General features: G+C 71.8%; 19 protein-coding genes and 7 pseudogenes. 17 read left to right on the forward strand and 9 right to left on the reverse strand.

Annotated features, from left to right (window positions below; translation table 11 throughout):
* The first annotated feature begins 148 nt into the window (after window positions 1–148).
* Complete coding sequence (locus AB0M56_RS12885; protein WP_364174472.1) at window positions 149–1,129, forward strand: helix-turn-helix transcriptional regulator; 981 nt, start codon at window positions 149–151, stop codon at window positions 1,127–1,129.
* 120 nt (window positions 1,130–1,249) lie between these two features.
* Window positions 1,250–1,696 carry a hypothetical protein gene (locus AB0M56_RS12890; protein ID WP_364174475.1) on the forward strand — a complete coding sequence of 149 codons (447 nt, stop codon included), beginning with the start codon at window positions 1,250–1,252 and terminating at the stop codon, window positions 1,694–1,696.
* Window positions 1,697–1,738: 42 nt separating this feature from the next.
* On the opposite strand, the pseudogene AB0M56_RS12895 reads toward AB0M56_RS12890, so the two are convergent.
* A pseudogene (locus AB0M56_RS12895) lies at window positions 1,739–2,488 on the reverse strand (nitronate monooxygenase); the annotation flags it as partial.
* A gap of 77 nt (window positions 2,489–2,565) precedes the next feature.
* Here AB0M56_RS12895 and AB0M56_RS12900 point away from each other — a divergent pair.
* From AB0M56_RS12900 to AB0M56_RS12910, 3 pseudogenes are all read left to right on the forward strand, one after another.
* Window positions 2,566–2,949, forward strand: a pseudogene (locus tag AB0M56_RS12900) (Zn-ribbon domain-containing OB-fold protein); the annotation flags it as partial.
* Window positions 2,950–2,958: 9 nt separating this feature from the next.
* Window positions 2,959–3,429: pseudogene (locus AB0M56_RS12905) on the forward strand (lipid-transfer protein); the annotation flags it as partial.
* A 98-nt stretch (window positions 3,430–3,527) separates the two neighbouring features.
* Window positions 3,528–4,674: pseudogene (locus AB0M56_RS12910) on the forward strand (thiolase domain-containing protein).
* On the opposite strand, the gene AB0M56_RS12915 reads toward AB0M56_RS12910, so the two are convergent.
* The 3 genes from AB0M56_RS12915 to AB0M56_RS12925 are packed head-to-tail and all read right to left on the reverse strand — an operon-like array spanning window position 4,669 to window position 7,776.
* Window positions 4,669–5,691: a YhjD/YihY/BrkB family envelope integrity protein gene (locus AB0M56_RS12915; protein WP_364174478.1), complete on the reverse strand. Its 1,023-nt coding sequence runs from the start codon at window positions 5,689–5,691 to the stop codon at window positions 4,669–4,671. The pseudogene AB0M56_RS12910 and the gene AB0M56_RS12915 overlap by 6 nt on opposite strands.
* A gap of 44 nt (window positions 5,692–5,735) precedes the next feature.
* Window positions 5,736–6,512: a transglutaminase family protein gene (locus AB0M56_RS12920; protein WP_364174481.1), complete on the reverse strand. Its 777-nt coding sequence runs from the start codon at window positions 6,510–6,512 to the stop codon at window positions 5,736–5,738.
* A 37-nt stretch (window positions 6,513–6,549) separates the two neighbouring features.
* Complete coding sequence (locus AB0M56_RS12925; protein ID WP_364174484.1) at window positions 6,550–7,776, reverse strand: cytochrome P450; 1,227 nt, start codon at window positions 7,774–7,776, stop codon at window positions 6,550–6,552.
* A 219-nt stretch (window positions 7,777–7,995) separates the two neighbouring features.
* On the opposite strand from AB0M56_RS12925, the pseudogene AB0M56_RS12930 reads away from it, so the two are divergent.
* Both AB0M56_RS12930 and AB0M56_RS12935 read left to right on the forward strand, forming a co-directional pair.
* A pseudogene (locus AB0M56_RS12930) lies at window positions 7,996–9,218 on the forward strand (steroid 3-ketoacyl-CoA thiolase).
* A 31-nt stretch (window positions 9,219–9,249) separates the two neighbouring features.
* Entirely contained in the window at window positions 9,250–9,612 is a 363-nt protein-coding gene (locus AB0M56_RS12935; protein WP_364174487.1) for a VOC family protein, read from the forward strand.
* Window positions 9,613–9,618: 6 nt separating this feature from the next.
* Here the strand turns inward: AB0M56_RS12935 and AB0M56_RS12940 are convergent, their stop codons facing one another.
* Entirely contained in the window at window positions 9,619–10,233 is a 615-nt protein-coding gene (locus AB0M56_RS12940; protein WP_364174490.1) for a hypothetical protein, read from the reverse strand.
* A gap of 371 nt (window positions 10,234–10,604) precedes the next feature.
* Window positions 10,605–11,075, reverse strand: a complete 471-nt coding sequence (locus AB0M56_RS12945) for a pyridoxamine 5'-phosphate oxidase family protein (protein WP_364174493.1) — start codon at window positions 11,073–11,075, stop codon at window positions 10,605–10,607.
* 138 nt (window positions 11,076–11,213) lie between these two features.
* Between AB0M56_RS12945 and AB0M56_RS12950 the strand changes: the two genes are divergently transcribed.
* From AB0M56_RS12950 to AB0M56_RS12965, 4 genes and pseudogenes are all read left to right on the forward strand, one after another.
* The gene (locus AB0M56_RS12950; RefSeq protein WP_364174496.1) at window positions 11,214–12,074 is read left to right on the forward strand and encodes a CoA-transferase; all 861 of its coding nucleotides are present in this window, start codon (window positions 11,214–11,216) and stop codon (window positions 12,072–12,074) included.
* 70 nt (window positions 12,075–12,144) lie between these two features.
* Window positions 12,145–12,862 (forward strand): annotated as a pseudogene (locus tag AB0M56_RS12955) (CoA-transferase).
* Window positions 12,859–13,909: pseudogene (locus AB0M56_RS12960) on the forward strand (nitronate monooxygenase). Before AB0M56_RS12955 ends, AB0M56_RS12960 begins: the two co-directional pseudogenes overlap by 4 nt.
* A 9-nt stretch (window positions 13,910–13,918) precedes the next feature.
* Window positions 13,919–14,719 (forward strand): alpha/beta hydrolase, encoded by an 801-nt coding sequence (locus AB0M56_RS12965; RefSeq protein ID WP_364174499.1) that lies wholly within the window; start codon window positions 13,919–13,921, stop codon window positions 14,717–14,719.
* A 4-nt stretch (window positions 14,720–14,723) separates the two neighbouring features.
* Here AB0M56_RS12965 and AB0M56_RS12970 read toward each other — a convergent pair whose 3' ends face one another.
* Window positions 14,724–15,341, reverse strand: a complete 618-nt coding sequence (locus AB0M56_RS12970) for a cytochrome P450 (protein ID WP_364174502.1) — start codon at window positions 15,339–15,341, stop codon at window positions 14,724–14,726.
* A 61-nt stretch (window positions 15,342–15,402) separates the two neighbouring features.
* On the opposite strand from AB0M56_RS12970, the gene AB0M56_RS12975 reads away from it, so the two are divergent.
* Window positions 15,403–15,651 carry a hypothetical protein gene (locus AB0M56_RS12975; RefSeq protein ID WP_364174505.1) on the forward strand — a complete coding sequence of 83 codons (249 nt, stop codon included), beginning with the start codon at window positions 15,403–15,405 and terminating at the stop codon, window positions 15,649–15,651.
* Here the strand turns inward: AB0M56_RS12975 and AB0M56_RS12980 are convergent.
* Both AB0M56_RS12980 and AB0M56_RS12985 read right to left on the reverse strand, forming a co-directional pair.
* Complete coding sequence (locus tag AB0M56_RS12980) at window positions 15,624–16,202, reverse strand: VC0807 family protein (RefSeq protein ID WP_364174508.1); 579 nt, start codon at window positions 16,200–16,202, stop codon at window positions 15,624–15,626. The two genes, AB0M56_RS12975 and AB0M56_RS12980, sit on opposite strands and share 28 nt — an antisense overlap.
* Before the next feature lie 102 nt (window positions 16,203–16,304).
* Window positions 16,305–17,468 carry a low temperature requirement protein A gene (locus AB0M56_RS12985; protein ID WP_364174510.1) on the reverse strand — a complete coding sequence of 388 codons (1,164 nt, stop codon included), beginning with the start codon at window positions 17,466–17,468 and terminating at the stop codon, window positions 16,305–16,307.
* A gap of 75 nt (window positions 17,469–17,543) precedes the next feature.
* On the opposite strand from AB0M56_RS12985, the gene AB0M56_RS12990 reads away from it, so the two are divergent.
* The 5 genes from AB0M56_RS12990 to AB0M56_RS13010 all read left to right on the forward strand — a co-directional run bounded on the left by AB0M56_RS12990 (window position 17,544) and on the right by AB0M56_RS13010 (window position 22,316).
* On the forward strand, window positions 17,544–18,674 hold the full coding sequence (locus AB0M56_RS12990) for a sensor histidine kinase (protein ID WP_364174513.1): 1,131 nt from the start codon (window positions 17,544–17,546) through the stop codon (window positions 18,672–18,674).
* Complete coding sequence (locus AB0M56_RS12995; RefSeq protein WP_364174516.1) at window positions 18,659–19,318, forward strand: response regulator transcription factor; 660 nt, start codon at window positions 18,659–18,661, stop codon at window positions 19,316–19,318. Before AB0M56_RS12990 ends, AB0M56_RS12995 begins: the two co-directional genes overlap by 16 nt.
* A 20-nt stretch (window positions 19,319–19,338) precedes the next feature.
* Window positions 19,339–20,283: a squalene cyclase gene (locus AB0M56_RS13000; RefSeq protein WP_364174519.1), complete on the forward strand. Its 945-nt coding sequence runs from the start codon at window positions 19,339–19,341 to the stop codon at window positions 20,281–20,283.
* A 330-nt stretch (window positions 20,284–20,613) separates the two neighbouring features.
* The gene (locus tag AB0M56_RS13005; RefSeq protein WP_364174522.1) at window positions 20,614–20,895 is read left to right on the forward strand and encodes a hypothetical protein; all 282 of its coding nucleotides are present in this window, start codon (window positions 20,614–20,616) and stop codon (window positions 20,893–20,895) included.
* A 32-nt stretch (window positions 20,896–20,927) separates the two neighbouring features.
* Window positions 20,928–22,316, forward strand: coding sequence for a hypothetical protein (locus AB0M56_RS13010; protein ID WP_364174525.1), 1,389 nt, complete (start codon window positions 20,928–20,930; stop codon window positions 22,314–22,316).
* The last annotated feature ends 296 nt before the right edge of the window (window positions 22,317–22,612 follow it).

Below are 22,612 nucleotides of genomic sequence, written 5' to 3' on the forward strand. Positions count from 1 at the left end.
GCGCCCGTACGGCGTGCGCACGAGCACCACCGGTCCCGATCGCTGGCCGGCCGGCGTGTACCGGTCGGCACGTTCGGGCACGCCGCTTCCGTAACGTGAGCAGCCGATTACCCGACTTGCCGGAAAGGGGCGAACCACAGGGGGCGGCATGCGCGGGAGCACACGGACGGAGGTCCTCGCGGGCCTGGTCTCGGCCGAGGCGGCGGGGGCGTACGACCGGCTTCACGCCGCAGGCCGGCTGCCGGTCGGCGTGGGCGCATTCGACGCGGACGCCCCCGCCGAGCGTGAGCTGCAGGAGGCGGGGGTGATCAGCTTCGGCGGTTCGGGCGCGGACCGGTTCGCGCGTGCCGTACCACCGGCCGTCGCGTTGCGGCGACTGCTCGATCGGCAGCACCGGCACATCTCCGAGCTGCAGGCCGATCTCGCGGGCACCTGGGAACGGTTCACCGCACTCGTCGCTCCGACCGGCGGCTTCACCGCGGTCGACCGCGAAGGGGTTCGCGCCATCGAGGACCACGACGAGCTGACCCGGCTCGCGTCCGGCCTCTACCGCTCCCCGCGGCGGCTGCTGCGTGCCACGTTCACCGGCAGCACTGGCGGGCACCGGGTGAGCGAGGGTGTGCTGCTGCCGCCCGCCGACGCCCTCGCGGCGGGCGCGGCGTTCCGGATGATCTACGACACCGCCCACGCAGCCGACGGCTGGGGCGCCCGCAGCATCCGCGAGTCCACGGCCGCCGGTGAACAGGCGCGGGTCCGCAAGTCGGTGCCGTTGCGGATGATGCACGTGGACGACACCGTCGCGCTGGTCACGATCGATCGCACGGGCGCGTCGGGTGCGCTGCACGTGACCTCGCCCGAGCTGTTGAAGCTGCTCGCCGAATGGTTCGACGCGCTGTGGGCCGCGCCGGACACCGTGCCGCTCGACGGTGCCGACGGCGACGAGCTCACCCCCGCCCGTCGCCGGGTGCTGTCCCTGCTCGCCGCGGGGCTGACCGACGAGGCGATTGCCCGCAGCACCGGCACTGGCGAGCGGACCGTGCGCCGGCACGTGTGCGCGATCCTCGAAATCCTGCAAGTCGAGAGCCGATTCGCCGCCGGTGTGGCTGCCGCCAAGCGCGGCTGGGTGTAACGCGGTCACCCGGTGGCCGGAACCGGACATTGGCCGGAAAATCACTCGCCGGGTCTCTCCGGCAGCCGCGAAGGTGGGACGAACGGGTCGAGGGGCGACCCGGTCAGGGGAAGGATTTCGATGCGCAGGATTCTCACGCTCGCCAGTGCCGTGGCGCTCGTCGGTACCGCGGTCTTGGCGGCAGCACCGGCCGGACAGGCGGCCGGGCGGTACTCGATCGTCAGCACGTGCCCGGGCAGCATGGTCAGTGGCTTCCCGAAGACTTTGCACAACGCGGTCGACGAGACGCAGGGCACCGTCGAGCTCAGGTATTCCAGTGCCAACGGGGGCACGAACTGCGCGAAGGTCTACGACAACGCGTCAGGCAAGCACGCCATGAGCGTGACCATGACCGTCGACGGGATTGCCGGCTCGGGACAGGACTCGGGCACCTTCGAGACCTACGCGGGCGGCGTGCTGGTCACCGGCACCAACGGTCACTGCGCACACGTGAGCGGCACGCTGGTGATGGGCACGCACTCGATCGACCACTTCAGCTTCAGCTCCGGCCCGGTGGCCTGCGGCTGACGGGGGTGAGGTCCTTTCAGGACGGATCGTCCTGAAAGGACCTCACCGCGTCTTGTCCAGCCGATCGAGCGCCGCCTCGTAGCCATTCACCAGTTCCGCCATCACCTCGGCCACCGGGCGGACACGGTCCATCCGGCCGACGATCTGCCCGACCGGCATCGACACCACCGCCGGGTCGTCCGCGGCGTGGATGCGGTTGTGGGCGTGGGAGACCAGGAGGTTCTGCAGCGGCATCGGCAAGGGCTCGGGCGCGTCGGGAGCGGCCCAGGCGTCCGTCCAGCGCGTTTTGAGCAGGCGGGCGGGTTTGCCGGTGTAGATGCGGGTGCGGACGGTGTCGGCCGACGTGGCGTGGGCCAGCGCCGTCTGCATGGCGCCGGAGCCCGGCATGGTGCGGCGGTATTCCTCGGTGGCGAGCCAGAACGAGCCCATCCACACCCCCGACGCGCCGAGCGCCAGCGCGGCCGCGGCCTGCCGGCCGAAGCCGATGCCGCCGGCCGCGAGCACCGGGACCTGTGCGCCGACGGCGTTGGCGATCTCCGGCACCAGCACCATCGACGCGACCTCGCCGGTGTGCCCGCCGGCCTCGTACCCTTGCGCCACCACGAGATCCACGCCGCGTTCCACGTGCCGCGCCGCGTGCGCACCTTTGCCCGCCAACGCCGCCACGGGCACACCGGCGCCGTGCGCGCGCTCGATCACGTCTTCGGGCGGCGAGCCCAGCGCGTTGGCGATGAGGCTGATGCGGTGCTTGAGCGCGACGTCCACATGGGACCGCGCGACCGAATGTGACCACCTCGACGGGGGTGCCGTCTTCGCGTTTCGCCACTGGGGGCGGTGGTTCGGTCGGTTGTGTTTCGGGTGCTTCCGCGGGCAGGAAGTACGCGATGCCCGCGTGCGTGAAGGTCTACATCCCGCCGCGCGGCGCGTGCCCCACCGACGGCGTGCCGACCACCGATGAGGTCGAGCTGCCGGACACCGGCATCGTCACCACGTTCTGCATCGTCAACGTCCCCTTCCTCGGCCAGCGCATCAAACCGCCGTACGTCGCGGCCTACGTGCTGCTCGACGGCGCCGACATCGCCTTCCTGCACCTAGTGCTCGGCTGTGCCGCCGAGGACGTGCGGATGGGGATGCGCGTGCGCGCGGCGTGGCGCCCGCGTGAGGAGTGGTGGACGTCGCTGGAGAACATCAGCCACTTCGAACCGACCGGCGAGGCCGACGCGCCGTATGAATCCTTCGCCCACCACTTGTGAGGGGGACGCATGCCCGAAGTCGCCGTCGCGGGGTTCGCGCAGGCGCCAAACGTCCGCGAGACCGCCGGCACCACCAACGGCGTGGAGATGCTCGTGCCGATCCTGGCCGAGGTGTTCGCCGCGACCGGATTGTCCCCAGCGGACATCGGGTTCTAGTGCTCCGGCTCGTCGGACTACCTGGCCGGGCGCGCGTTCTCCTTCATCGCGGCCGTCGACGCCATCGGCGCCTTCCCGCCCATCCACGAGTCGCACGTGGAGATGGACGCCGCGTGGGCGTTGTACGAGGCCTGGCTGAAGATCCGCATGGGTGAGGTCGACACCGCGCTCGTCTACGGCTTCGGCAAGGCCAGCGCCGGGCAGCTGCGCCGGGTGCTCGCGCTGCAGCTCGACCCGTACGGGCTCGCTCCCCTCTGGCCCGATTCGCTCGCCATCGCCGGCCTGCAAGCGCACCTTGGTCTGGACGCCGGGCTGTGGTCCGAACCGCGGCGAGGCAGGCAAGGCACTCGCCCACGCGACGAGCGGCCCGGCCCTGCAACAGAACCTCCTCGCCGTGCTGGAGGCGCGATGACCAAGCAGCGGTGCTCGGCACCGGCCAGACGCACCACCGCGCGAAGCGCACCGACGTGTCCATGCCCGGCCTGCTGCGCGAAGCGATCGACCGCGCGATGGCCGACGCTCAGGTCGGCTGGGCCGACATCGAGGCCGTGGTGCTCGGCAAGGCCCCCGACCTGTTCGAAGGCGTGATGATGCCCGAACTGTTCCTGGCCGACGCGCTGGGCGCGACCGGAAAACCGTTGCTGGCGCGTGCACACCGCGGGTTCCGTCGGCGGCTCGACCGCGCTGGTCGCCGCGTCGCTGATCCAGGCCGGAGTGCACCGGCGCGTGCTGATGGTGGCATTCGAGAAGCAGTCGGAGTCCAACGCGATGTGGGGGCTCTCGATCCTGCCGCCGTTCCAGATGCCGGTGGGCGCCGGCGCGGGCGGGTACTTCGCGCCCCACGTGCGCTCCTACATCCGGCGTTCCGGCGCGCCCGCGTACGTCGGGGCGATCGTCGCCGCGAAGGATCGGCGCAACGGGGCGCTCAACCCGTACGCGCACTTGCGCCAGGCCGACATCACCGTGGACTCGGTGCAGGCGTCGCAGATGCTGTGGGGCCCGATTCGCTACGACGAGACCTGCCCCTCCCCCGACGGCGCTTGCGCCATGGTGCTCGGCGACGAAGCCGCGGGCGACGCCGTGCCGGGCGGGGCCGCGTGGATCCACGCCACGGCGATGCGCACGGAACCCACCACGTTCGTCGGCCGTGACCAGGTGAACCCGCGGGCCGGGCGCGATGCGGCGAAAGCGCTGTGGCACGAGGCCGGGATCACCGATCCACTGTCCGAAGTGGACGTCGCCGAGATCTACGTGCCGTTCTCCTGGTTCGAGCCGATGTGGCTGGAGAACCTGGGGTTCGTGCCGGAGGGCCAGGGCTGGAAAGTCACCGAGGCCGGCGACACGGCGCTCGGCGGCCGGCTGGCGGTGAACCCGTCGGGCGGGGTCCTGTCGTCGAACCCGATCGGCGCGTCGGGGATGCTGCGGTTGTCCGAGGCGGCCAAGCAGGTGATGGGCCGCGCGGGCGCCTACCAGGTCGACGGCGCGCGCGTGGCGCTCGGCCACGCGTACGGCGGCGGCTCCCAGTACTTCAGCATGTGGGTGGTGGGCTCGGTCAAGCCCGGCTCATGACCGGCGGCGGCCGCGCAGCGCGAACAAAGTGCCCAGCGCCCCGAGCACCGCGCCGAGCGCGAGGGGACCGGCCGTGTGCCGGCGCGGCGCGACGACCGGCCGCAGCTCCGTGGGCGACGGCGGCGGGACCGGTTTCCGCGGCGCGTCTCGAGCCGTGGCCGTCCAGGCCGTGATGTACACGAGCATGCGCGCGATCAGGGAGATGAAAAACAGGAGACCGATCACGGAGCCGAACGCGACGCCCGAGGGCGACGCGCTGATCAAGTTCAGGTAGATACCGCCCGCCTGCTTCAGCAGCTCGAACCCCAGCGCCGCCGCCACCGCGCCGCGCATCGCGCTGCGCCAGCCGACGCGCTCGCGCGGCAGCCGCGTGAGCACCCACAGGAACACCAGCCAATCGGCCAGCAGCGCGAGCGGCACCGACGCGGCCGAGAGCACGGAATGGCCCCAGCTGGTGTCGTCGACGCCGACGAGTTTCAGCAGGTAGCGGCCCATGGCCGTCCCCGACACCGTGATGCCGAACGACACCAGCAGCGCAGCCGCGAGCCCCAGCAGCGCGAGCACGTCCATGAGAATCGTGCGCAGCAGCGGTGCGTCGGAGCGGTTCTGGCCGTACATGGCGGTGAGCGCGTCACGAAGGGAGTTCATCCAGTTCCACCCGGAGTACAGCCCGACGACGAGACCCGCGACGCCGACGCTGGTGCGCTGCTCCACGAACCCCGTCAGCAGGTCCGAGGCTTTCTCCCCCAGCGCCCCGGGCAGCGTGCCGGAGATGGCGTGCAGCATCTGGTCGAGCAGGTGCGGCTGCGTGGCCAGCACGAACCCCGCGGCCGACGACGCCAGCATCAGGATCGGCACCAGCGAGAGCAGGCTGAAGTACGTGATCGAGGCGACGTAGTGGTAGCCCCCGTACTCGAGGTACCGGTTGGTGGCCAGCGCGAGGTGGTCGAGCCAGCGGTACCGGGCACGCGCGCGGGCCCACCGGCTCGGCCCAGGCAGTTGACGGTTCACGGTCACTGTCTACCCAGCCGCGGCCGGGTTTGTCGCACCGGACACACCTTTCACGCCAGGACCACGGGTTTGTCGTGATCGTCGGGCGGCGGCGCGGTGTCGGTGGTCGCGAACACGGTGGCGCCGAGGAAGTCGAGCTCGCAGCCGAGCGGCGTGAGGAATCCGGTGTCGGCGGCGTCGCGACCGGTGGCGATGCGGAGCATCACGGGGCGCGGGGCGAGGCGGGTCGCGTCGAACACGAGCCAGCGCCCGCCGACGCCGGCCTCGAACACGGCGTGGAAGTCCATGGGTTTCAGGCCAGGGGCGTAGACGGTGGCGAAGCGGGCGGGGATGCCCACGGCCCGGCAGAGCGCGATGCAGGCGTGGGCGAAGTCGCGGCAGGCGCCTTCGCCGGCTTTCAGGGTGGTGGCGGCGTCGCGGCCTTGGGGGGTGGCGGGGACGTAGCTCAGCCGCTCGTGGACGTGGTCGGCGATGGCGCGGACGCGGGCGCGGTCGTCGCCGTGGTCGGGCTTCAGGGCGGCCATGCGGTCGGACGGGCAGAAGCGGCTCGGGCGGGTGTAGCGCGCGAGGTCGGCGAGCGTGACGGGCTCGGCGGTGGCGCGGCAGAGCGTGCGTTCGCCGTGGTAGGTCACGCGGTGCTCGCCGGCGGGGAGGTCGTACACCTCGGCGCGCGTGCCGTGGTCGAGCTCAGCGGCGCGAGGGGCGCCGGCGGCGGAGACGGTGAGCTCGTCGGTGTCGGCGTGGACGGCGGCGACCGAGATCGCGGCGAGACCGGGCTTCGTCACCCGGACGCCGAACTCGACGTCGACCGTCACGCGTTGCGCCACCTGGCCATCATGCCGGTTTCGGGCGGATCGGGCCTGGTCAGGCGTAGCGGACCGGGTAGTGCTTGATGCCGTTGAGCCAGCCGGAGCGCAGGCGCTGCGGGGGCGCGACCTCGGCGATGCCGGGCATGACGTCGGCGATCGCGGAGAAGATGAGGTCGATCTCGAGGCGGGCGAGGTTGGCGCCGAGGCAGTAGTGCGAGCCGGTGCCGCCGAAGCCGACGTGGGGGTTGTCCGCCCGGAAAACGTCGAAGCGCTCGGGCTCGTCGAACGCGTCGGGGTCGAAGTTGGCGGAGCTGTAGAACATGCCGACGCGGTCGCCGCGGCGGATGTGCGCGCCGCCGAGCTCGGTGTCGCGCGTGGCGGTGCGCTGGAACGCGACCACGGGCGTGGCCCAGCGGACGATCTCGTCGGGCGCGGTCTTGGGCTTTTCCTCGCGGTAGCGCGCCCACTGGCCGGGGTGGTCGAGGAAGGCCTTCATGCCGTGGGTGATGGCGTTGCGTGTGGTCTCGTTGCCCGCGACGGCCAGCAGGATCACGAAGAAGCCGAACTCGTCGGAGCCGAGTGCTTCGCCGTCGACGTCGGCCTGCACGAGCTTGGTGACGATGTCGTCGACCGGGCAGCGGCGGCGTTCCTCGGCCATGTTCCAGGCGTAGCCGACGAGCTCGGCGCTCGCGGTGAGGGGTTCGAGCTCGTACTCGGGGTCGTCGTAGGCCACCATCTGGTTGGACCAGTCGAAGATCTTCATGCGGTCCTCCTGCGGCACACCGATGAGCTCGGCGATGGCCTGCAGGGGCAGCTCGCACGCGACGTCGGTGACGAAGTCGCCTTCGCCCTTGCTGCGCGCTTCGGCGACGATGCGCTCGGCGCGTTCGCGCAGGGTGTCCTCGAGCTTGGCGATCGACTTCGGAGTGAAGCCCTTCGAGACGACGCGACGCAGCTTCGTGTGCTGCGGGGCGTCCATGTTGAGCAGCACGAGGCGGTTAGCGTCGAGGTTCTCCGACGTCATCTGGTCGTCGAACCGGATGATCGCGGTCTTCTCCCACGACGAGTACAGCTGGCTGTCGCGCGAGACCTCCTTGACGTCGGCGTGGCGCGTGACGACCCAGTAGCCGTCGTCGCCGAAGCCGGCGGTGTTGCGGCGCTGCGGGTTCCACCACACCGGCGCCGTGCGCCGGAGCTCGGCGAACTCCTCCAGCGGCAGGCGGTTCGCGTAGAGGTCCGGGTCCGTGAAGTCGAAACCGGCGGGCAAAAGCGGAGCGGCCACGGCTGCCTCCTGCACCGGGATCGGCGATGATTCGCGCACTGCAACACGTTCTATGGCTCATTGGAGCATACGGTGTTAACTTACGGAACCCCGTTTGGTGATACCCGTTTACTTTACCGATTCTGCGCTGGTGAGCGAGCGCTCAGTTGGTGAAGATCGAGATCGTCCGGCAGCTGGGAGTTCTTGTGCTTAACTGTAACATGTTCTAATTCCGGATGGGTGAACACTGTTAGTTCTTCCGGCGAGCCCGTGATCGTGGCGGCGGTGCGCACGCCGATCGGCAAACGCGGCGGCCGGCTCTCGGGCCCGCACGCGGCCGAGCTGCTGGGCGCGGCGGACCTCGCGGTGCTCGACCGCAGCGGCATCGACCCCGCCCTGGTCGAGCCGGTCATCGGCGGCGCCGTGACCCAGGCCGGCGAACAGGCCGGCAACATCACCCGCACGGCTTGGCTCCACGCCGGCCTGCCGCCCACCACCGGCGCCACCACCATCGACGCGCAGTGCGGCTCGGCTCAGCAAGCCACGCACTTGATCGCGGGGCTGATCGCGGCGGGTGCCATTTCGGTCGGGGTGGCGTGTGGGGTGGAGTCGATGAGCCGGGTGCCGTTGGGGGCGAACCGGTGGGTGGGGCGGCCGGGTCAGGTGGGCCGGTGGGGTCGGCTGGGCCCGCCCGCTCCGGCGTCTCCACCGGATCGCCGCGGCCGGAGTCGTGGTCGATCGCCATGCCGGACCAGTACCGCGCGGCCGAACGCATCGCGGTGCGGCGCGGCCTCACGCGCGCGGACGTCGATGAGTTCGGTGCTTCTTCGCAGCAGAAGGCCGCAGCCGCGTGGGCGGCCGGTCGGTTCGACCGCGAGATCGTCCCGGTGAAGGCCCCCGACCCCGTATTCGGGGAACCCCGCCTGATCACCCGGGACCAGGGCCGTCGAGAGACCACTGTGGACGGTCTGGCCGCGTTGAAACCCGTGCTGCCCGACGGCCTCCACACCGCCGGCACGTCCTCCCAGATCTCCGACGGCGCCGCCGCGCTCCTGCTCATGGACGCCACGCTGGCGCGCTCCCTCGGCCTGCGCCCCCGCGCGCGCATCCTGGCCCAAGCCCTGGTCGGCGCCAAACCGTACTACCACCTCGACGGCCCGATCCAGGCCACCGACCGCGTGCTGGCCCGGGCCGGCATGACCATCGACGACCCGGACCTGTTCGAAGTCAACGAAGCGTTCGCCTCTGTCGTCCTCTCCTGGCAGCGCACGCACTCCCCCGACCCCACGCACGTGAACGTCAACGGCGGCGCCATCGCCCTCGGCCACCCCGTCGGCTGCACCGGCGCCCGCCTCCTCACCACGGCGCTGCACGAACTCGAACGCCGCGACACCGCAACCGCCCTCGTCACCATGTGCGCGGGCGGCGCCATGTCGACCGCGACGATCATCGAACGCTTCTGAGTCCGGCCGCGGATCGGCCTACGCTGGGGCGATGAAACTGACCGCGACCGTGCTCGGCGCGCCCGACCCGCGGGCGCTGGCGAAGTTCTACCAGGCGCTGCTGGGGTGGCCCCTCGGCGCGGACGAGCCGGACTGGGTCACGCTGCGGCCGCCCGAGGGCGGGCCCGGGCTGTCGTTCCAGCTGGAACGTGAGCTGGTGCCGCCGAGGTGGCCGCAGGAGCCCGGGTACCAGCAGATGATGCTGCACCTGGACATCGAAGTCGACGATCTGGCGCAGGCAGGCGCGAAAGCCGTCGCGGCCGGGGCGCGGCTCGCGCCGTTCCAGCCGCAGAAGCACGTCCGCGTGTACCTCGATCCGGCCGGGCACCCGTTCTGCCTGTGGGCCCGGGCCTGAACCGGCTCACGACAGCGGCACGGCGATGACCCCCGGCGGCCGCTGCCCCGGCTCACGCCGCCACACCGCGGCGAAGGCCTGGGCGAGCCGCTTCGGAACTTCCACCTGCGCGCCGCCTTCGTGGAAATCGACGGTCACCAACGTCGCCTCGACATCCCAGGGCACGCGGCGCAGCAGCTTCGCGTAGTCCGCGCTCGCGGACCCGAACCCGAGGACCCGGCGGGCACCGAGCCGGTGCACCTCGTACTGGATCGCGGCCTCGAGCGTGCCGGGCGGCCAGTCACGAAGGCGGAGTTTCCGGTCGTAGAACGCGATCTGCTCGTCCGCCCTCGCGACGCCGTAGCCACCGCTGAGGATGAGCAGCCGCCCGGACGCCGCGGCGTCAGGCAGCGCGTCGCCGACGTGCCGGTAGAAGTGGCCGTTGTAGCGCTGCCACGCCGGCAGCCGCGTCCGCTCGTCGACAGCGGAGCGGGGCAGGAGTTCCTCACGAGCCCGGAGCAGTTCCTCGGGCCAGTCGGCACGAGCCGCCGGGCGGGGACTGCCGCCGGTGACCTTGGCCTTCGACGGTCCGATGATCAGCAGGGTGCCGGGCTCGTCGACCAGGTCCTCCACCAGACGCATGCCCGCATTCAACCACCCGGCCCAGCGCCGTCACCGCACGCGTGCACCTGCGGGCAGGCCGAACCCGGCCTTACCCCAGGCCGCCGGCAGACGCTCCAACGCGCGCAGCCGAAACCCAGTCAGACTCGAGCACACGGCACCGCCCGTCCCGACCGACCGCCGCCCCGACCCTCACGCAACCCCGGCAACACTCAACCCAGCACCCTGCGCTCCCCCGGGCCGCTGTCCGGCCGCGCGAAACGCACACACGCGAGCAAGCCAACCCCGCACAACCCCACGTAACCCCAGGCCGCCGCAAGACACCCCAACACACGCAACCGAAACTCGATCAAACACCACCCGACCCGCGTCCTCTCGCAACCCCGCATCACTCATCCCAGCACCGTCCGCTCCACCGGGCCGTTGTCCGGACGTGCGAAACGCACCCAAGCACCCCCCGCGTGCCAAGACTCCACGAACAGCGTGTTGTCCGCGACCCACGTGTAGACCGCTTCGTGGATGTCCAGCTCGAAGAGGTGGCTGCCGGAGTCAGCGCGGTCGTCGGTGATTTCCCGGGCGACGCCGGCGAGTTTCGCGTCGCCTGGGCCGTTTTCCTCGATGCCGGGGAAGGCGTGGAGGGCGAAGCGGCCGTCGTGCTGGAGGTCGCGGGCTTTGCGGGCGTCGAGCATCGAGCCGACGTACAGGGAGCCGTCGTCGCGGAAGGAGACTTCGGAGCCGCTCACGCGAGGTGAGCCGTCGCGGCGCAGGGTGGCCAGGACGTGGGACTCGCCGCTGAGGAAGCGTTCGTGGATGCGCTCGGCCAGCGAGGGGGCGGCCGCCGCGAAGGTCTGCCAGGTGGTCATGCGAACGAGTCAAGCACGCGCCACCGACAAAACAAGCTCAAGCGCCGTACACCGGTTCAGGTGAAGGCGCGGAAGCCAGCAACGAAGCCACCACCGGTCCCAGCTCGGCCGGCTCCCCCTCGACGGAGAGGGAAAGCCTTGAGCGACAAGCGGATGACAGCCGACGAGGTCGTCGCCGAGCTGCGCGACGGCATGACGGTCGGCCTCGGCGGCTGGGGTTCGCGGCGCAAGCCGATGGCCCTCGTGCGGGCGATTCTGCGCTCCCCGCTGAAGGACCTCACCGTCGTGTCCTACGGCGGCCCGGACGTCGGTCTGCTCGCCGCCGCGGGCAAGATCCGCCGGCTGGTCTTCGGGTTCGTCACGCTCGACTCCGTCCCGTACGACCCGTGGTTCACCCGCGCCCGCGAAGCCGGCGCGTTCGAGGTCACGGAGTACGACGAGGGCGTGCTCGGCACCGGTCTTTCCGCCGCGGCCCAACGGCTTCCGTTCCTCCCGACCCGCGCCGGCCTCGGCTCCGACGTCGTGACGCTGAACCCCCACCTGCGCACGATCCACTCCCCCTACGCCGACGGCGAGGAGCTCCTGGCCGTCCCCGCGCTCAAGCTCGACGCGGCGCTCGTCCACCTCAACCGCGCCGACGCCCGCGGCAACGCCCAGTACCTCGGCCCCGACCCGTACTTCGACGAGCTGTTCGCCCTCGCCGCCGACCGTTGTTACGTCTCCGCCGAACGCGTTGTCCCCACTTCGGAGCTGCCCGCCACGCCCCTGCAGAGCCTGCTGCTCAACCGCGCGAGCGTGCACGGCGTCGTCGAAACCCCGCACGGCGCGCACTTCACCAGCGCCGTGCCCGACTACGGCCGCGACGAGAACTTCCAGCGCCACTACGCGAGCTCGGCCAAGGACCCGGACCGGTGGCCGAAGTTCGCCGACCGGTTCCTGTCCGGCGACGAAGCCCGGTACCAAAGCGAAGTCGCCCGGTTCGCCGAGGAGGCGGCATGAACCTACGATCGCGCCGGCCCGCTCGTGCCGCCGACCGGGTGCCGGTGTCCCGCAAGGCCCAGGAGGCGCCATGACCGAGGTGACGCGTGCCGAGTACGCCGTGATCGCGTGCGCGGAGCTGTTCCGCGGCAACGGCGAGATCCTGGTCAGCCCCATGGGTTTCCTGCCCTCACTGGGCGCGAGACTGGCGCGGCTGACGTTCGAGCCTGATCTGCTGCTCACCGACGGTGAGGCGTCCCTCGTGACGGCCGACGGCGTCGTCGAAGGCTGGCAGCCGTTCCGCAAGGTGCTCGACACCGTGGTGCCGCACGGAAAACGGCACGTCGTGATGGGTGCGAACCAGCTCGACCGCGAGGGCAACCAGAACATCTCCGCCATCGGCCCGCATGCGAAGCCCGAAGCAGCTTCTCGGCGTACGCGGCGGGCCCGGCAACACCGTGAACCACCGCACGAGCTACTGGGTGCCACGCCACAGCCGGCGGGTGTTCGTCGACCGCGTGGACGTGGTGTCGGGCGTCGGCTACTCGCGGGCGGACGCCCTGCCGTACCACGACGTGTACCACGTGGTGACCAATCTGGGCGTGCTCGACTTCGGCGGCGCGAACCACTCGCCGCGGCTGCTTTCCGTGCACCCTGGAGTCTCCGTCGAGGACGCCACCGCGGCGACGTCGTTCCCGCTCGACACCTCCGGCACCGGACAGACCCGCGCACCCGGCAACGACGAACTACGGTTGATACGAGAAACCCTGGACCCGAAATCGCTGCGCGACAAGGAAGTTCCGTCGTGAGAACCGCGCTGACCGACCTCGTCGGCGTCCGCCACCCCGTCGTCCAGACCGGCATGGGCTGGGTCGCGGGCCCCCGGCTCGTCTCCGCGACCGCCGAAGCAGGCGGTCTCGGCATCCTCGCCTCGGCCACCATGACCTACGACGAGCTGGCCGCCGCGATCAAGGAAATCCGCTCCCGCACCGAAAACCCCTTCGGCGTCAACCTCCGCGCCGACGCCGAAGACGCCGCCCGGCGCGTCGATCTGATGATCACCGAAGGCGTGAAAGTCGCGTCCTTCGCGCTGGCTCCGAGGCGGGAGCTGGTCACCAAGCTCAAGGACCACGGCGTGGTCGTCCTGCCGTCGGTCGGCGCGGTCCGGCATGCGGAGAAGGTTGCGGCCTGGGGCGCCGACGGCGTCGTCGTGCAGGGCGGCGAAGGCGGCGGGCACACCGGTGGCGTCGCCACGACGCTGCTGCTGCCCGCCGTGCTCGACGCCGTCGACATCCCGGTGGTCGCAGCGGGCGGCTTCTTCGACGGCCGAGGCCTGGCGGCCGCGCTCGCGTACGGTGCGGCCGGGATCGCGATGGCACCCGGTTCCTGCTCACGCGCGAAAGCACGGTGCCCGACGCGGTGAAGCAGCTGTACCTGGACCACGACCTCACCGGCACGGTCGTCACGCGCAAGGTCGACGGCGTCGGGCACCGCGTCCTGCGCACCGGACTCGTCGACGCGCTGGAGAAGTCCGGCCCGTCGCCGGGTTCGCGCGCGCGGCCGGGAACGCCGCCCGGTTCCGCCGGCTCAGCGGGCTTTCGTGGGCCGCGCTCGCGCGCGAGGGCCTGCGGCTGCGCACAAGCGGGCGAACACGGGCGCAAGTGCTGATGGCCGCCAACACGCCGATGCTGCTGCGCGCGGGCCTCTTCGACGGCGACCCGGCGGCCGGTGTGCTGGCGTCCGGGCAGGTCGTCGGGCTGCTGCGTGACCTGCCGCCGGTGGCGGACCTGATCGAGGGAATCGTGGCCGACGCGGAGGCGATCCTGCGCCGCCTCGGCGACGGCCGTTGTGCTTGACTTCAAGGCATGATCTCGGAAAGCCGCTGCCCGGTCGCGGAGGGCGAGCTCGCCGTCAGCACCGGTGGCGAGGGCCCGATGCTGCTGCTCATCCCCGGGGGCACCGGCGGCGCGGACTCGCTGCGCGCGCTCGTCAAGCAACTGCAGACGGACCACACCGTGGTCACCTACGACCGGCGCGGCCACTTCGCCAGTGCGGACACCACGTCGGGTCCGGTGCCGGTTTCTCTGCATTCGGACGACGCACTCGCCGTGCTCGACCACGTCGGCGCCGGCCCGATCCCCGTGTTCGGCACCAGCGCCGGCGCGCAGATCGGCCTCGACCTCGTGGCGCGCCACCCCGAGCGGGTGTCCGTGCTCGTCGCGCACGAACCGCCTGCCGTGCAGCTGATGCCCGACGCCACGGGCTGGCTCGAGGCCGCGAACGACCAGATCCGGCTGGCCCGTTCGGGTGATCTGATGGGCGCCGTCACGCGCTTCGCCGACGGCATCGCGGGCGCGGCGCTGCCCGATCTGCCCAACCTGCGCCTGCCGCACGAGGCCGACTGGCTGCGCCTGTTCGACCGCGAGCTCGCCGAGTTCTTCGACTACCTACCGGACCTGCGCGCGTTGCGCCGCGCGAGCACCGAGATCGTGCCCGTCGCCGGCGAGGCCAGCCGCGGCCGTTACCACTACCAGCCGGCGAAGATCCTGGCGCTCGAGCTGGGCCTGCCGTTCGTCGAGGTCCCCGGCGCGCACCTGGCGCCGCAACGCAACGCGCCGAAGTTCTCGGCCGCGCTGCGCGAGCTGCTCGCGTCGGCGCAGGCCTGACCGCTCACCACGTCAGGGGCAGCTCGGCGAACGCCGCGTGCTCGGCATCGGCGCGCAGCCCCGGTTCTTCGGCCGGCACGGCGAAGTGCCCGTCCGGCACCAGCCGCGGCAGGGCCGTGAAGACCGCCTGCAGGTCCAGCCGGGCCGGTGGTGCGCCGAGGCAGTCGTACGGGCCGTCGCCGAACGCGAGGTGGCCGGTGGCGTCCCGGTGGACGCCGAACTCGCGGGCGTCCGGGAACGCCGCCTCGTCGAGGTTCGCCGCCACCGCGCTCAGCAGGACGAGGTCGCCGGGTTCGACGCGGTGCTCGCCGATCGCGAAGCCGGCCTTGGCTCGGCGAGGACGCCCACCCCGTGGCGGGTGCAAGGGAAATCGGAGGATCTCCTCGACGGCGCCGGGCACCAGCGCGGGGTCGGACCGGACGGCGGCGCGTTGCGCGGGATGGCTGTCGAGGAGCACGACGCCCTTGTCGATCGCGGTCGTTGTGGTGACGTGTCCCGCGTAGAGCAGCAGTGTCGCGTACCGGGCGGCTTCGGCGGGCGGGACATCGCGGACGAGCTCGGACAGCAGATCGTCCGCGGGGTGGTCGAGCTTGCCGCGAGCGACGTCGGGCCAGGTCTTCACCGGGCGGCGCGCCGAGCAGGCGCCGGATCACCAGCTCCGGGAACGGAGCCGAGAAAGCCGCGTGGAAATCGGCAGGCGGGCCGGGCAGCTCCGCGAGAAGCCGCTCGGCCAGCGCCTCGACATCGTCGCGCAGTGTGGCCAGCCGCCGGGCGGCGAAGGCGCCGCTGAGCAGGCGGCGCATCCGCCGGTGCTCGGCCGGGTCGCGGGCCGGCAGCGGCTCAAGCCGTGGGTCGGCGACGAGCCGCTAGACCTCCGCGTACCCCCGCAAGACCCACGGCTCCTTCACGCCGCACGCAGCCGGTTGCGATAGACGAACATCGCCAGTAACCCAGCGCCGATCACGGCATAGCCGACGGGCTTGCCCACGGCCAGGAACGTCGCGGTCGGCAGGGAGATCGCCAGTACCAGCAGCACCGCCGCGTGGAGGGTGAGCATCCCGCCGATCATCGCGGTCATCACGGTGATCCCCCTGCGCTGGGCCGGCTCCGGCGCGGGACGGCCTGTGAACCGGTGGACCAGCAGCAGCAAGGGCTTCCCGATCACCGCCGAACCGATCAGCACGAGCCCCACCGGCCCGGTGAGCACCGCCTCCTGCAGTTTCAGCACGAGCTCGTTGCCGCCGGTGAGCCCCAGGACCACGAGCATCACCACGAACCCCGCGATCGCCACCACCCCGACCGGGTCCAGCCGTCGGCGGACGGCGAACTCGCCCACCGTGACGAGCAGCGGGATGGCCGCGGAGATCGCGAGCGCCACCACTTCGCTCCCCACGACGGGCTTCAGCAGCAGGTACACCACCAGCGGCAGCGCGACGTTCAGCACGAGGCTCGGCAGCAGCCGGCGCAGCAGTTCGGGTTTCATCAGCAGGTCCTCCCCATCGGTGATTCGGACCTGCTCAGCGTGGCTTCCGGCGCCCCTCACCGCGTCGGCGCCAGGGTGGGAAATCCTTGTCCACCCACGGGTCTACGCGGGCGCCCGCTCCGCCGATCGACGCCGCAGCAGCCCCGCTCCCGCCGCCACGACCAGGAGCCACAGGAACACCGCCGGGGCCAGCGTCTGACCCGCCAGCCCCAACGTCAACGGGATCGCCAGGCCCGGGATCGCCGTCACCACGGCCCACTGGACCCCGCGGCCCGCCGCCAGCCCGGCGAGGGAGCCGATCACCGCGAACGCCGCGATGCTGCCGCACAGGAGCCAGCGCGTGGACGGTTCGAGATGGCCTTCGGAAACCGACTCGACGGCGTCGCCCAGCGCGCCGGCGAACGCGGCCAGCAAGCTGGCCACCAGGCAGTGCAGGGGCAGCAGCAGGCGCGGCCCGAGGGCGTCGGCGGCCAGGTACGGGATGCCACCGAAGCCCTGGTTGAGCGAGGTGCCCCAGAGGGTCGCGAGCAGGGCCAGCGCGGCGATCACCGTCAGGAACACGCGGGAGTGGTTCCACTCGGGGATGGCGGCCATCGCATCGGTGACGTTGAGAACGCCTTCGCCGAGCACGATGATCGTGAACAGGCCCAGCCGTTCGCCGAAGTGGACGGTGTCGAGGCGGGCGAGTGTCGGGCGCGGGCGGGCGCCGTCGTGGTGTGCGAGCTTCGCGGTGATGTTCGCGACCAGCCGGTCACCGGACACCGCGAACGTGATGACGAGGTCGAGCGCCAGCCCCAGCGCCCACAGCCCGTAGCGCCACGGCGAGTCCACCCAGAGCGACACCACCCACGGCACCACGCCGAACCCCAGCTGCGCCACCGGCCAGTCGACGATCACGCGCACGCCGCGGCGGCTCTCCCACACGCGGTCGGCCAAGGCGCGCACCGCGATGTAGGCGATGGCGAACACCTTCGCGTGCTCGCCGTGGATGTCCTCCACCGACGCGGCCATGAACGCGAGCCCGGCCATCGCCAGCAGCACGGGCATCGTGCGGGCCGCGCCTTTCGCGACGTTGCCGTAGACGGTGAAGCACATCCACGCCGTCCAGAAAGCCAGGAAGCACACCACGTACAGTCCGACGTCGCCCCAGGACGTGCTGCCGTGCACCAGGTGCGCCAGCTGCGCGACCCCGGCCACGGCCACCAGGTCGAAGAACAGCTCGAGCCAGGAGGCGTGCCGTTCCTCGCTTTTCTCGATCGTGGTCATGGCCGACAGTATGGTCGCGCGATCTACACCCGAGGGTTGAAGACTCCAGCGCGCCCCGCCGATATCGTCGGCCGGGTGTCCGACGCACCCGTGAACAGCGCCGACCACCGCGTCCAGCGGCTGGTCTCGGTGCTCATCCTGGTGCTGCTCACGTGGCTCGCGGCGAAGTCCGAACCACACCCCGCGCTGCACGGCCAGGGGCTCGGGGTGCTGCTCGGCCTGCTCGGCGTGCTGCTCGGCGGGGCGATGCTGATGTCCGGCGTGCAGCAGTGGCGGCTGCCGGCGCCGGTCGAGATCGGCTTGTTCGTCCTCGTGCTGGCCAGCTCCGTGACGCTGGTGTGGCTCGAACCCAACGGCACCGGGTTCTTCGGCGGGTTCCTTCTGGCGGCCACGGCGTCGGCGCGGCTGGACCCGCGCAGGGGTGGGATCGTCGCCGGTCTGGTCGTGGCGACGCTCGTGGCGGCGAGCCTGTTCGGGGCGCGTCACGAGGCCGTGCCGACGCTGCTGAGCGCGCTCGGCGTGCTGGCGTTCTACCGCCTGGGCGTCTACATGCGAAAGCTGCGCGAACGCACGGAAGAGCTCGAACAGACCCGTGCGGCCCAGGTCCGCGCGGCAGCGCTGGCCGAGCGCCAACGGCTCGCGCGCGAGATGCACGACGTGCTCGCGCACTCGCTGTCCGGCCTGCTGCTGCACCTCGAAGGCGCGCGGCTGCTGTCCGTCCACAGTGGAGCTGATCCGCGGCTGACCGACACTGTGGAACGCGCCCACCAGCTCGCGCAGAACGGGCTCGCCGAGGCGCGCCAGGCGATCGGCGCGCTGCGCGGCGAGGACCTGCCCGGCCCGGAACGGCTGCCGGTGCTGGCGGCGGAGTTCGAACGCGACACCGGGATCCCGTGCGAGGTCACCGTGAGCGGGCAGGCACCGGAGCTGGCCGCGCAGACGCGGCTGACGCTGTACCGGGTGGCGCAGGAGGCGCTGACCAACGTCCGCAAGCACGCCGACGCCGAGCGCGTGGACCTGCGGCTGAGCTACGAACCGGACGGCACGCTGCTGACCGTCGAGGACCTCGGCAGCCCGGGTGCGGCACCCGGCGACCACGGCTACGGCGTGAGCGGCATGCGCGAACGCGCCGAACTGCTGGGCGGGCAGCTCGACGCCGCGCCGACCGGCACCGGGTTCCGGGTGAGCCTGTGGGCGCCGGCGTGATCCGCGTGCTCGTGGCCGACGACCAGCGCGTGGTCCGCGACGGCCTGTCGATGCTGCTCGGGCTGCTGCCCGGCGTCGAGGTCGTCGGCACCGCGGCCGACGGCGATCAGGCGGCCGAGCTGGCCGGGCGGCTGAAGCCGGACGTCGTGCTGATGGACCTGCGCATGCCGCGCTGCGACGGGATCGAGGCCACGCGCCGCATCCGCGCCCGCGACCACGACGTGCAGGTCGTCGCGCTCACCACGTACGCCGACGACAAGTCCGTGCTCGACGCGTTGCAGGCCGGCGCCCGCGGCTACCTCACGAAAGACGCCGGGGCCGACGACATCCGCCGCGCGCTGAGCCAGGTGACGCGCGGCGCGGCCGTGATCGACCCCGCGGTGCAGCACCACCTCGTCGACGCGCTCACCTCCGGCACGCCCCGCCCGGCGTCCGCCTCCGCGCCCGACGGCCTGACGCCGCGCGAGGTGGACGTGCTGACGTTGATCGCCGACGGCCTGTCCAACACCGAGATCGCGCACCGGCTCTTCGTGGCCGAAGCCACGGTGAAGAGCCACATCAACCGCATCCTCGGCAAGATCGGCGCGCGCGACCGGGCGCAGGCCGTCGGATACGCCTACCGCCACGGGCTGACTTCGGGCTGAGGCCGCCGTAGAGTCGGCCCATGGCTGAGGTGCTTCCGTGGCTGCTCGATTCCGACCCGGCGCTGCGCTGGCAGGTCGAACGCGACCTGGCGGGCTCGCCACCGGAGGTCTGGGAGGCGACGCGCGCCCGCGTCGCCACGGAGGGGTTCGGCGCGCGGCTGCTCGCGCTGCAGGACCCGGACGGCCAGTGGGCCGGCGGCGCGTTCTTCCCCGCCGAGTTCCAGGGCTCGCCCGAGGACGGCCAGCCGTGGACCGCGACAACCTGGTCCCTCAACGCCCTGCGCGACTGGGGCCTCGACGCGTCGGTGCTCAACGGCGCGGCCGAACTGCTGGCGCGCAACAGCCAGTGGGAGTACGAGAACCTGCCGTACTGGGACGGCGAGGTCGACGTCTGCATCAACTCGTGGACGCTGTCCAACGGCCTGTGGCTGGGCGCCGACGTCCACGGCATCGCCGAGTGGTTCATCGAGCACCGCCTGCCCGACGGCGGGTGGAACTGCCTCTGGGTCGAGGGGGCCGAGCGCTCGTCCGTCCACTCGACCCTCAACGCGCTGAAGGCCTTGCTGGACTACGAGAAGGCCGGCGGCTCTGTGGCTGATGTTCGCCTCGGTGGCGAGGAATACCTGTTGTCCCGCAACCTTTACCGGCGCCGGTCGACCGGCGAACCGATCGCACCGTGGGTTCGGTTCTTCAGCTACCCCTTCCGTTGGTTCTACAACATCCTCAACGCAGCCGACTACTTCCGCGCCGCCGCCCTGTTCGACGGCACAGCCCCCGATCCGCGCATGGCGGAGGCCATCGAGATCATCCGCGCCGCACGGCAGCCCGACGGAACGTGGCTGCAGGCCCGCCGCCACCCCGGCGAGGTCTGGTTCGAAATCGACGCGCCGGGCGGGGAACCGTCGAAGTGGGTCACCTTCCACGCGCTGCGGGTGCTCGACTGGTGGGACTCTGACACACCCTGAGGACGTCGGACGGTCCCTCGGGCCAGTCAAACCCCCGCCCTCTCTGGGGGCGTGCCCATGTCCATTCTATCGCCCCACACCGACAAAACCGGCCATCGCGGCGCTGGGGGGCCTGGTTGTCCACAACCCGGTTTGCCGGTGGACAACCAGGCAAGTCCTTCGCGAAGCGCCGTGCGGTGGTCGGCTACGTCGAGACCTACGGGCAGCGGCGACTCCTCGTGCGCTCGCGTGGGGCGCCCGGCTGGTGAGCATGACCCACAACGCCATCGCAGCAGCCGTGCTGCGCGGCGAGCCGGTGCAGTTGTCCGAACGGGAGTCGGCGCTCGCGGAGTGGGCCCGAAAAGCGACCCGAATGCGACGACCGCCGAGGACGCGGCCGCGCTGCGCGCCGCCGGTCTGGACGACCGCGAGATCTTCGAATCCACCACGTGGATCGCGCCGCGGCTGACGTTCGCGACGGTCAACGACGCCCTCGGCGCAGCTCCCGACCCCGAGCTGCGCGCTAAAGTCCCCGCCGCGGTCCGGACAAACGGTCACGTCCGGCAGGTGACGGTTCACTCGTGCGGGTGCGAGGACGCGTCCGTCCCTGCCGCGCCCGGCTCGGCGGTGTAGGCCTGAGGAGGTCGCCGCCGAGGGGAGAGAGCATGAAGCTGGGTCGGGCGCTCGTGCTGGCCGTTGTCGTCGCTGTTCCGCTCGCCGCACCTGCCACAGCCACGCCGCCGGACGCCGCCACGGCCCAGGTCGCGCAGGCGGTGCGCGCGGGGACGCTGGGCGAGGACCACAGCGTCGCCGACTCGTGCACCGGCGTCGTGCAGGGGCACCAGGTGGACCTCGGCTGCCTGACGAAGGTCGTCACGCGCGACAAGGCGTCGGCCGATCCCCTCACCACCCCCGCGCCCGCCGGGTTCTCGCCCGCCGACCTGGCGCGGGCCTACCACCTGCCGGACGCGAAGACCGGCGAACGCGGCATGGTGACGATCGTCGGCATCGGCGCGTACCCGACGCTGGAGGCCGACCTCACGACCTACCGCGGCCAGTTCGGCCTGCCCGAGTGCACCACGGCCACCGGCTGCCTCAAGATCACCGACTACCACGGCGGTCCGGCGCTCAAGCCCGTCGACGGGCTCGGCGAGATCGAGGAGGCCTACGCCACCGAGACCGCGCTCGACGTCGACCTCGCCTCCGCCGCGTGCCCGATGTGCCGCATCACCATGGTCCAGATCCCGATGGACGTCGGGCGCCTGCTCAACGCCGTGCTCCTGCAGCTGCCCGGCCAGCTCGCCGACGACTTCGGCACCGCCGTGAGCTACGCGGCGAGCCTGCGGTCGAGCGCCGTGAGCATGAGCTACGGCGTGCCCACCGGACTGCAGGGCGACTACCTCAGCAGCGGCGCGCCCGCCGTGGCGCTGCACCACCCGGGCATGGCCGTGGTCGCCGCGTCCGGCGACAAGGGTTATCTCGGCGGGCCGCAGCTGTGGCCGCAAGAACTGCCGTGGGTCACGTCGGTCGGCGGAACGTCGCTGAGCGGCTCCGGCGGCTCGTTCGCGCAGAAGGCCTGGGGCAGCCTGTTCACCCCACACGGCGAGCAGCAGCGCTGGGTCGGCGCCGGCAGCGGCTGTGCCCTCGACTTCGGTCCCGCGCAAGGGCAGCCGGCCGCCATCGCCGCCAACTGCTCCGGCCACCGCGCGGGCTCCGACGTCTCCGCGGTCGCGGACCCGCTCACCGGCGTCGCCGTCTACCGCTCCTACGCGCCAAACGGCGGCAAAGCCGGCTGGCTCATCGTCGGCGGCACCAGCGCCGCCTCGCCCTTCGTCGCCGGCCTCTACGCCCGCGGCGGCAGGCTGTCCGGTGTGGACGGTCCGAACACTCTGTACAGCGCCCCTCCCGGCACGATCGCCGACGTATCCTCCGGCTCCAACGCCCAGCACGGCCCCGCCGACTGCGCGCAGTTCAAGCCCGTCGTCTGCTCCGCCGGCCCGGGCTGGGACGGCCCGACCGGCCTGGGCGTCCCGGTGGGACTCGGCGCGTTCTAGCCGGACGCGATGAGGACGTACCGCTCGACGACGAACCTGTCGAGCACCGGCAAGAGGGCGACTTTCGTTGTGGTGCCCCGGTTCGCGAGCATCGCGCGGATGATCGACCCCTGGGTTCTCCGCGCCGGGCGCGGCGGACAGCGGTGACAGCGCCTCAGCAGAGAGCTCGCAGTCCTCGGCGATAGCGGAGAACCGGCAGCAGCAGATTTCCTGGGCGGTGATTTCGTCGACGTTGCGCGCCCGGGCGCACTTCAGCCGAGCATGCCGGCGACGACACCACGCCGCTTCAACCCCGA

The organism is Amycolatopsis sp. NPDC051372, assembly GCF_040682095.1.
Lineage (GTDB): Bacteria > Actinomycetota > Actinomycetes > Mycobacteriales > Pseudonocardiaceae > Amycolatopsis.

Coding starts and splice junctions, on each gene's coding strand:
- AB0M56_RS12885 (WP_364174472.1), top strand. CDS start 149: ATGCGCGGGAGCACACGGACGGAGGTCCTCGCGGGCCTGGTCTCGGCC.
- AB0M56_RS12890 (WP_364174475.1), top strand. CDS start 1,250: ATGCGCAGGATTCTCACGCTCGCCAGTGCCGTGGCGCTCGTCGGTACC.
- AB0M56_RS12935 (WP_364174487.1), top strand. CDS start 9,250: ATGAAACTGACCGCGACCGTGCTCGGCGCGCCCGACCCGCGGGCGCTG.
- AB0M56_RS12940 (WP_364174490.1), bottom strand. CDS start 10,233: ATGCGTCTGGTGGAGGACCTGGTCGACGAGCCCGGCACCCTGCTGATC.
- AB0M56_RS12945 (WP_364174493.1), bottom strand. CDS start 11,075: ATGACCACCTGGCAGACCTTCGCGGCGGCCGCCCCCTCGCTGGCCGAG.
- AB0M56_RS12965 (WP_364174499.1), top strand. CDS start 13,919: ATGATCTCGGAAAGCCGCTGCCCGGTCGCGGAGGGCGAGCTCGCCGTC.
- AB0M56_RS12980 (WP_364174508.1), bottom strand. CDS start 16,202: ATGAAACCCGAACTGCTGCGCCGGCTGCTGCCGAGCCTCGTGCTGAAC.
- AB0M56_RS12985 (WP_364174510.1), bottom strand. CDS start 17,468: ATGACCACGATCGAGAAAAGCGAGGAACGGCACGCCTCCTGGCTCGAG.
- AB0M56_RS13000 (WP_364174519.1), top strand. CDS start 19,339: ATGGCTGAGGTGCTTCCGTGGCTGCTCGATTCCGACCCGGCGCTGCGC.
- AB0M56_RS13010 (WP_364174525.1), top strand. CDS start 20,928: ATGAAGCTGGGTCGGGCGCTCGTGCTGGCCGTTGTCGTCGCTGTTCCG.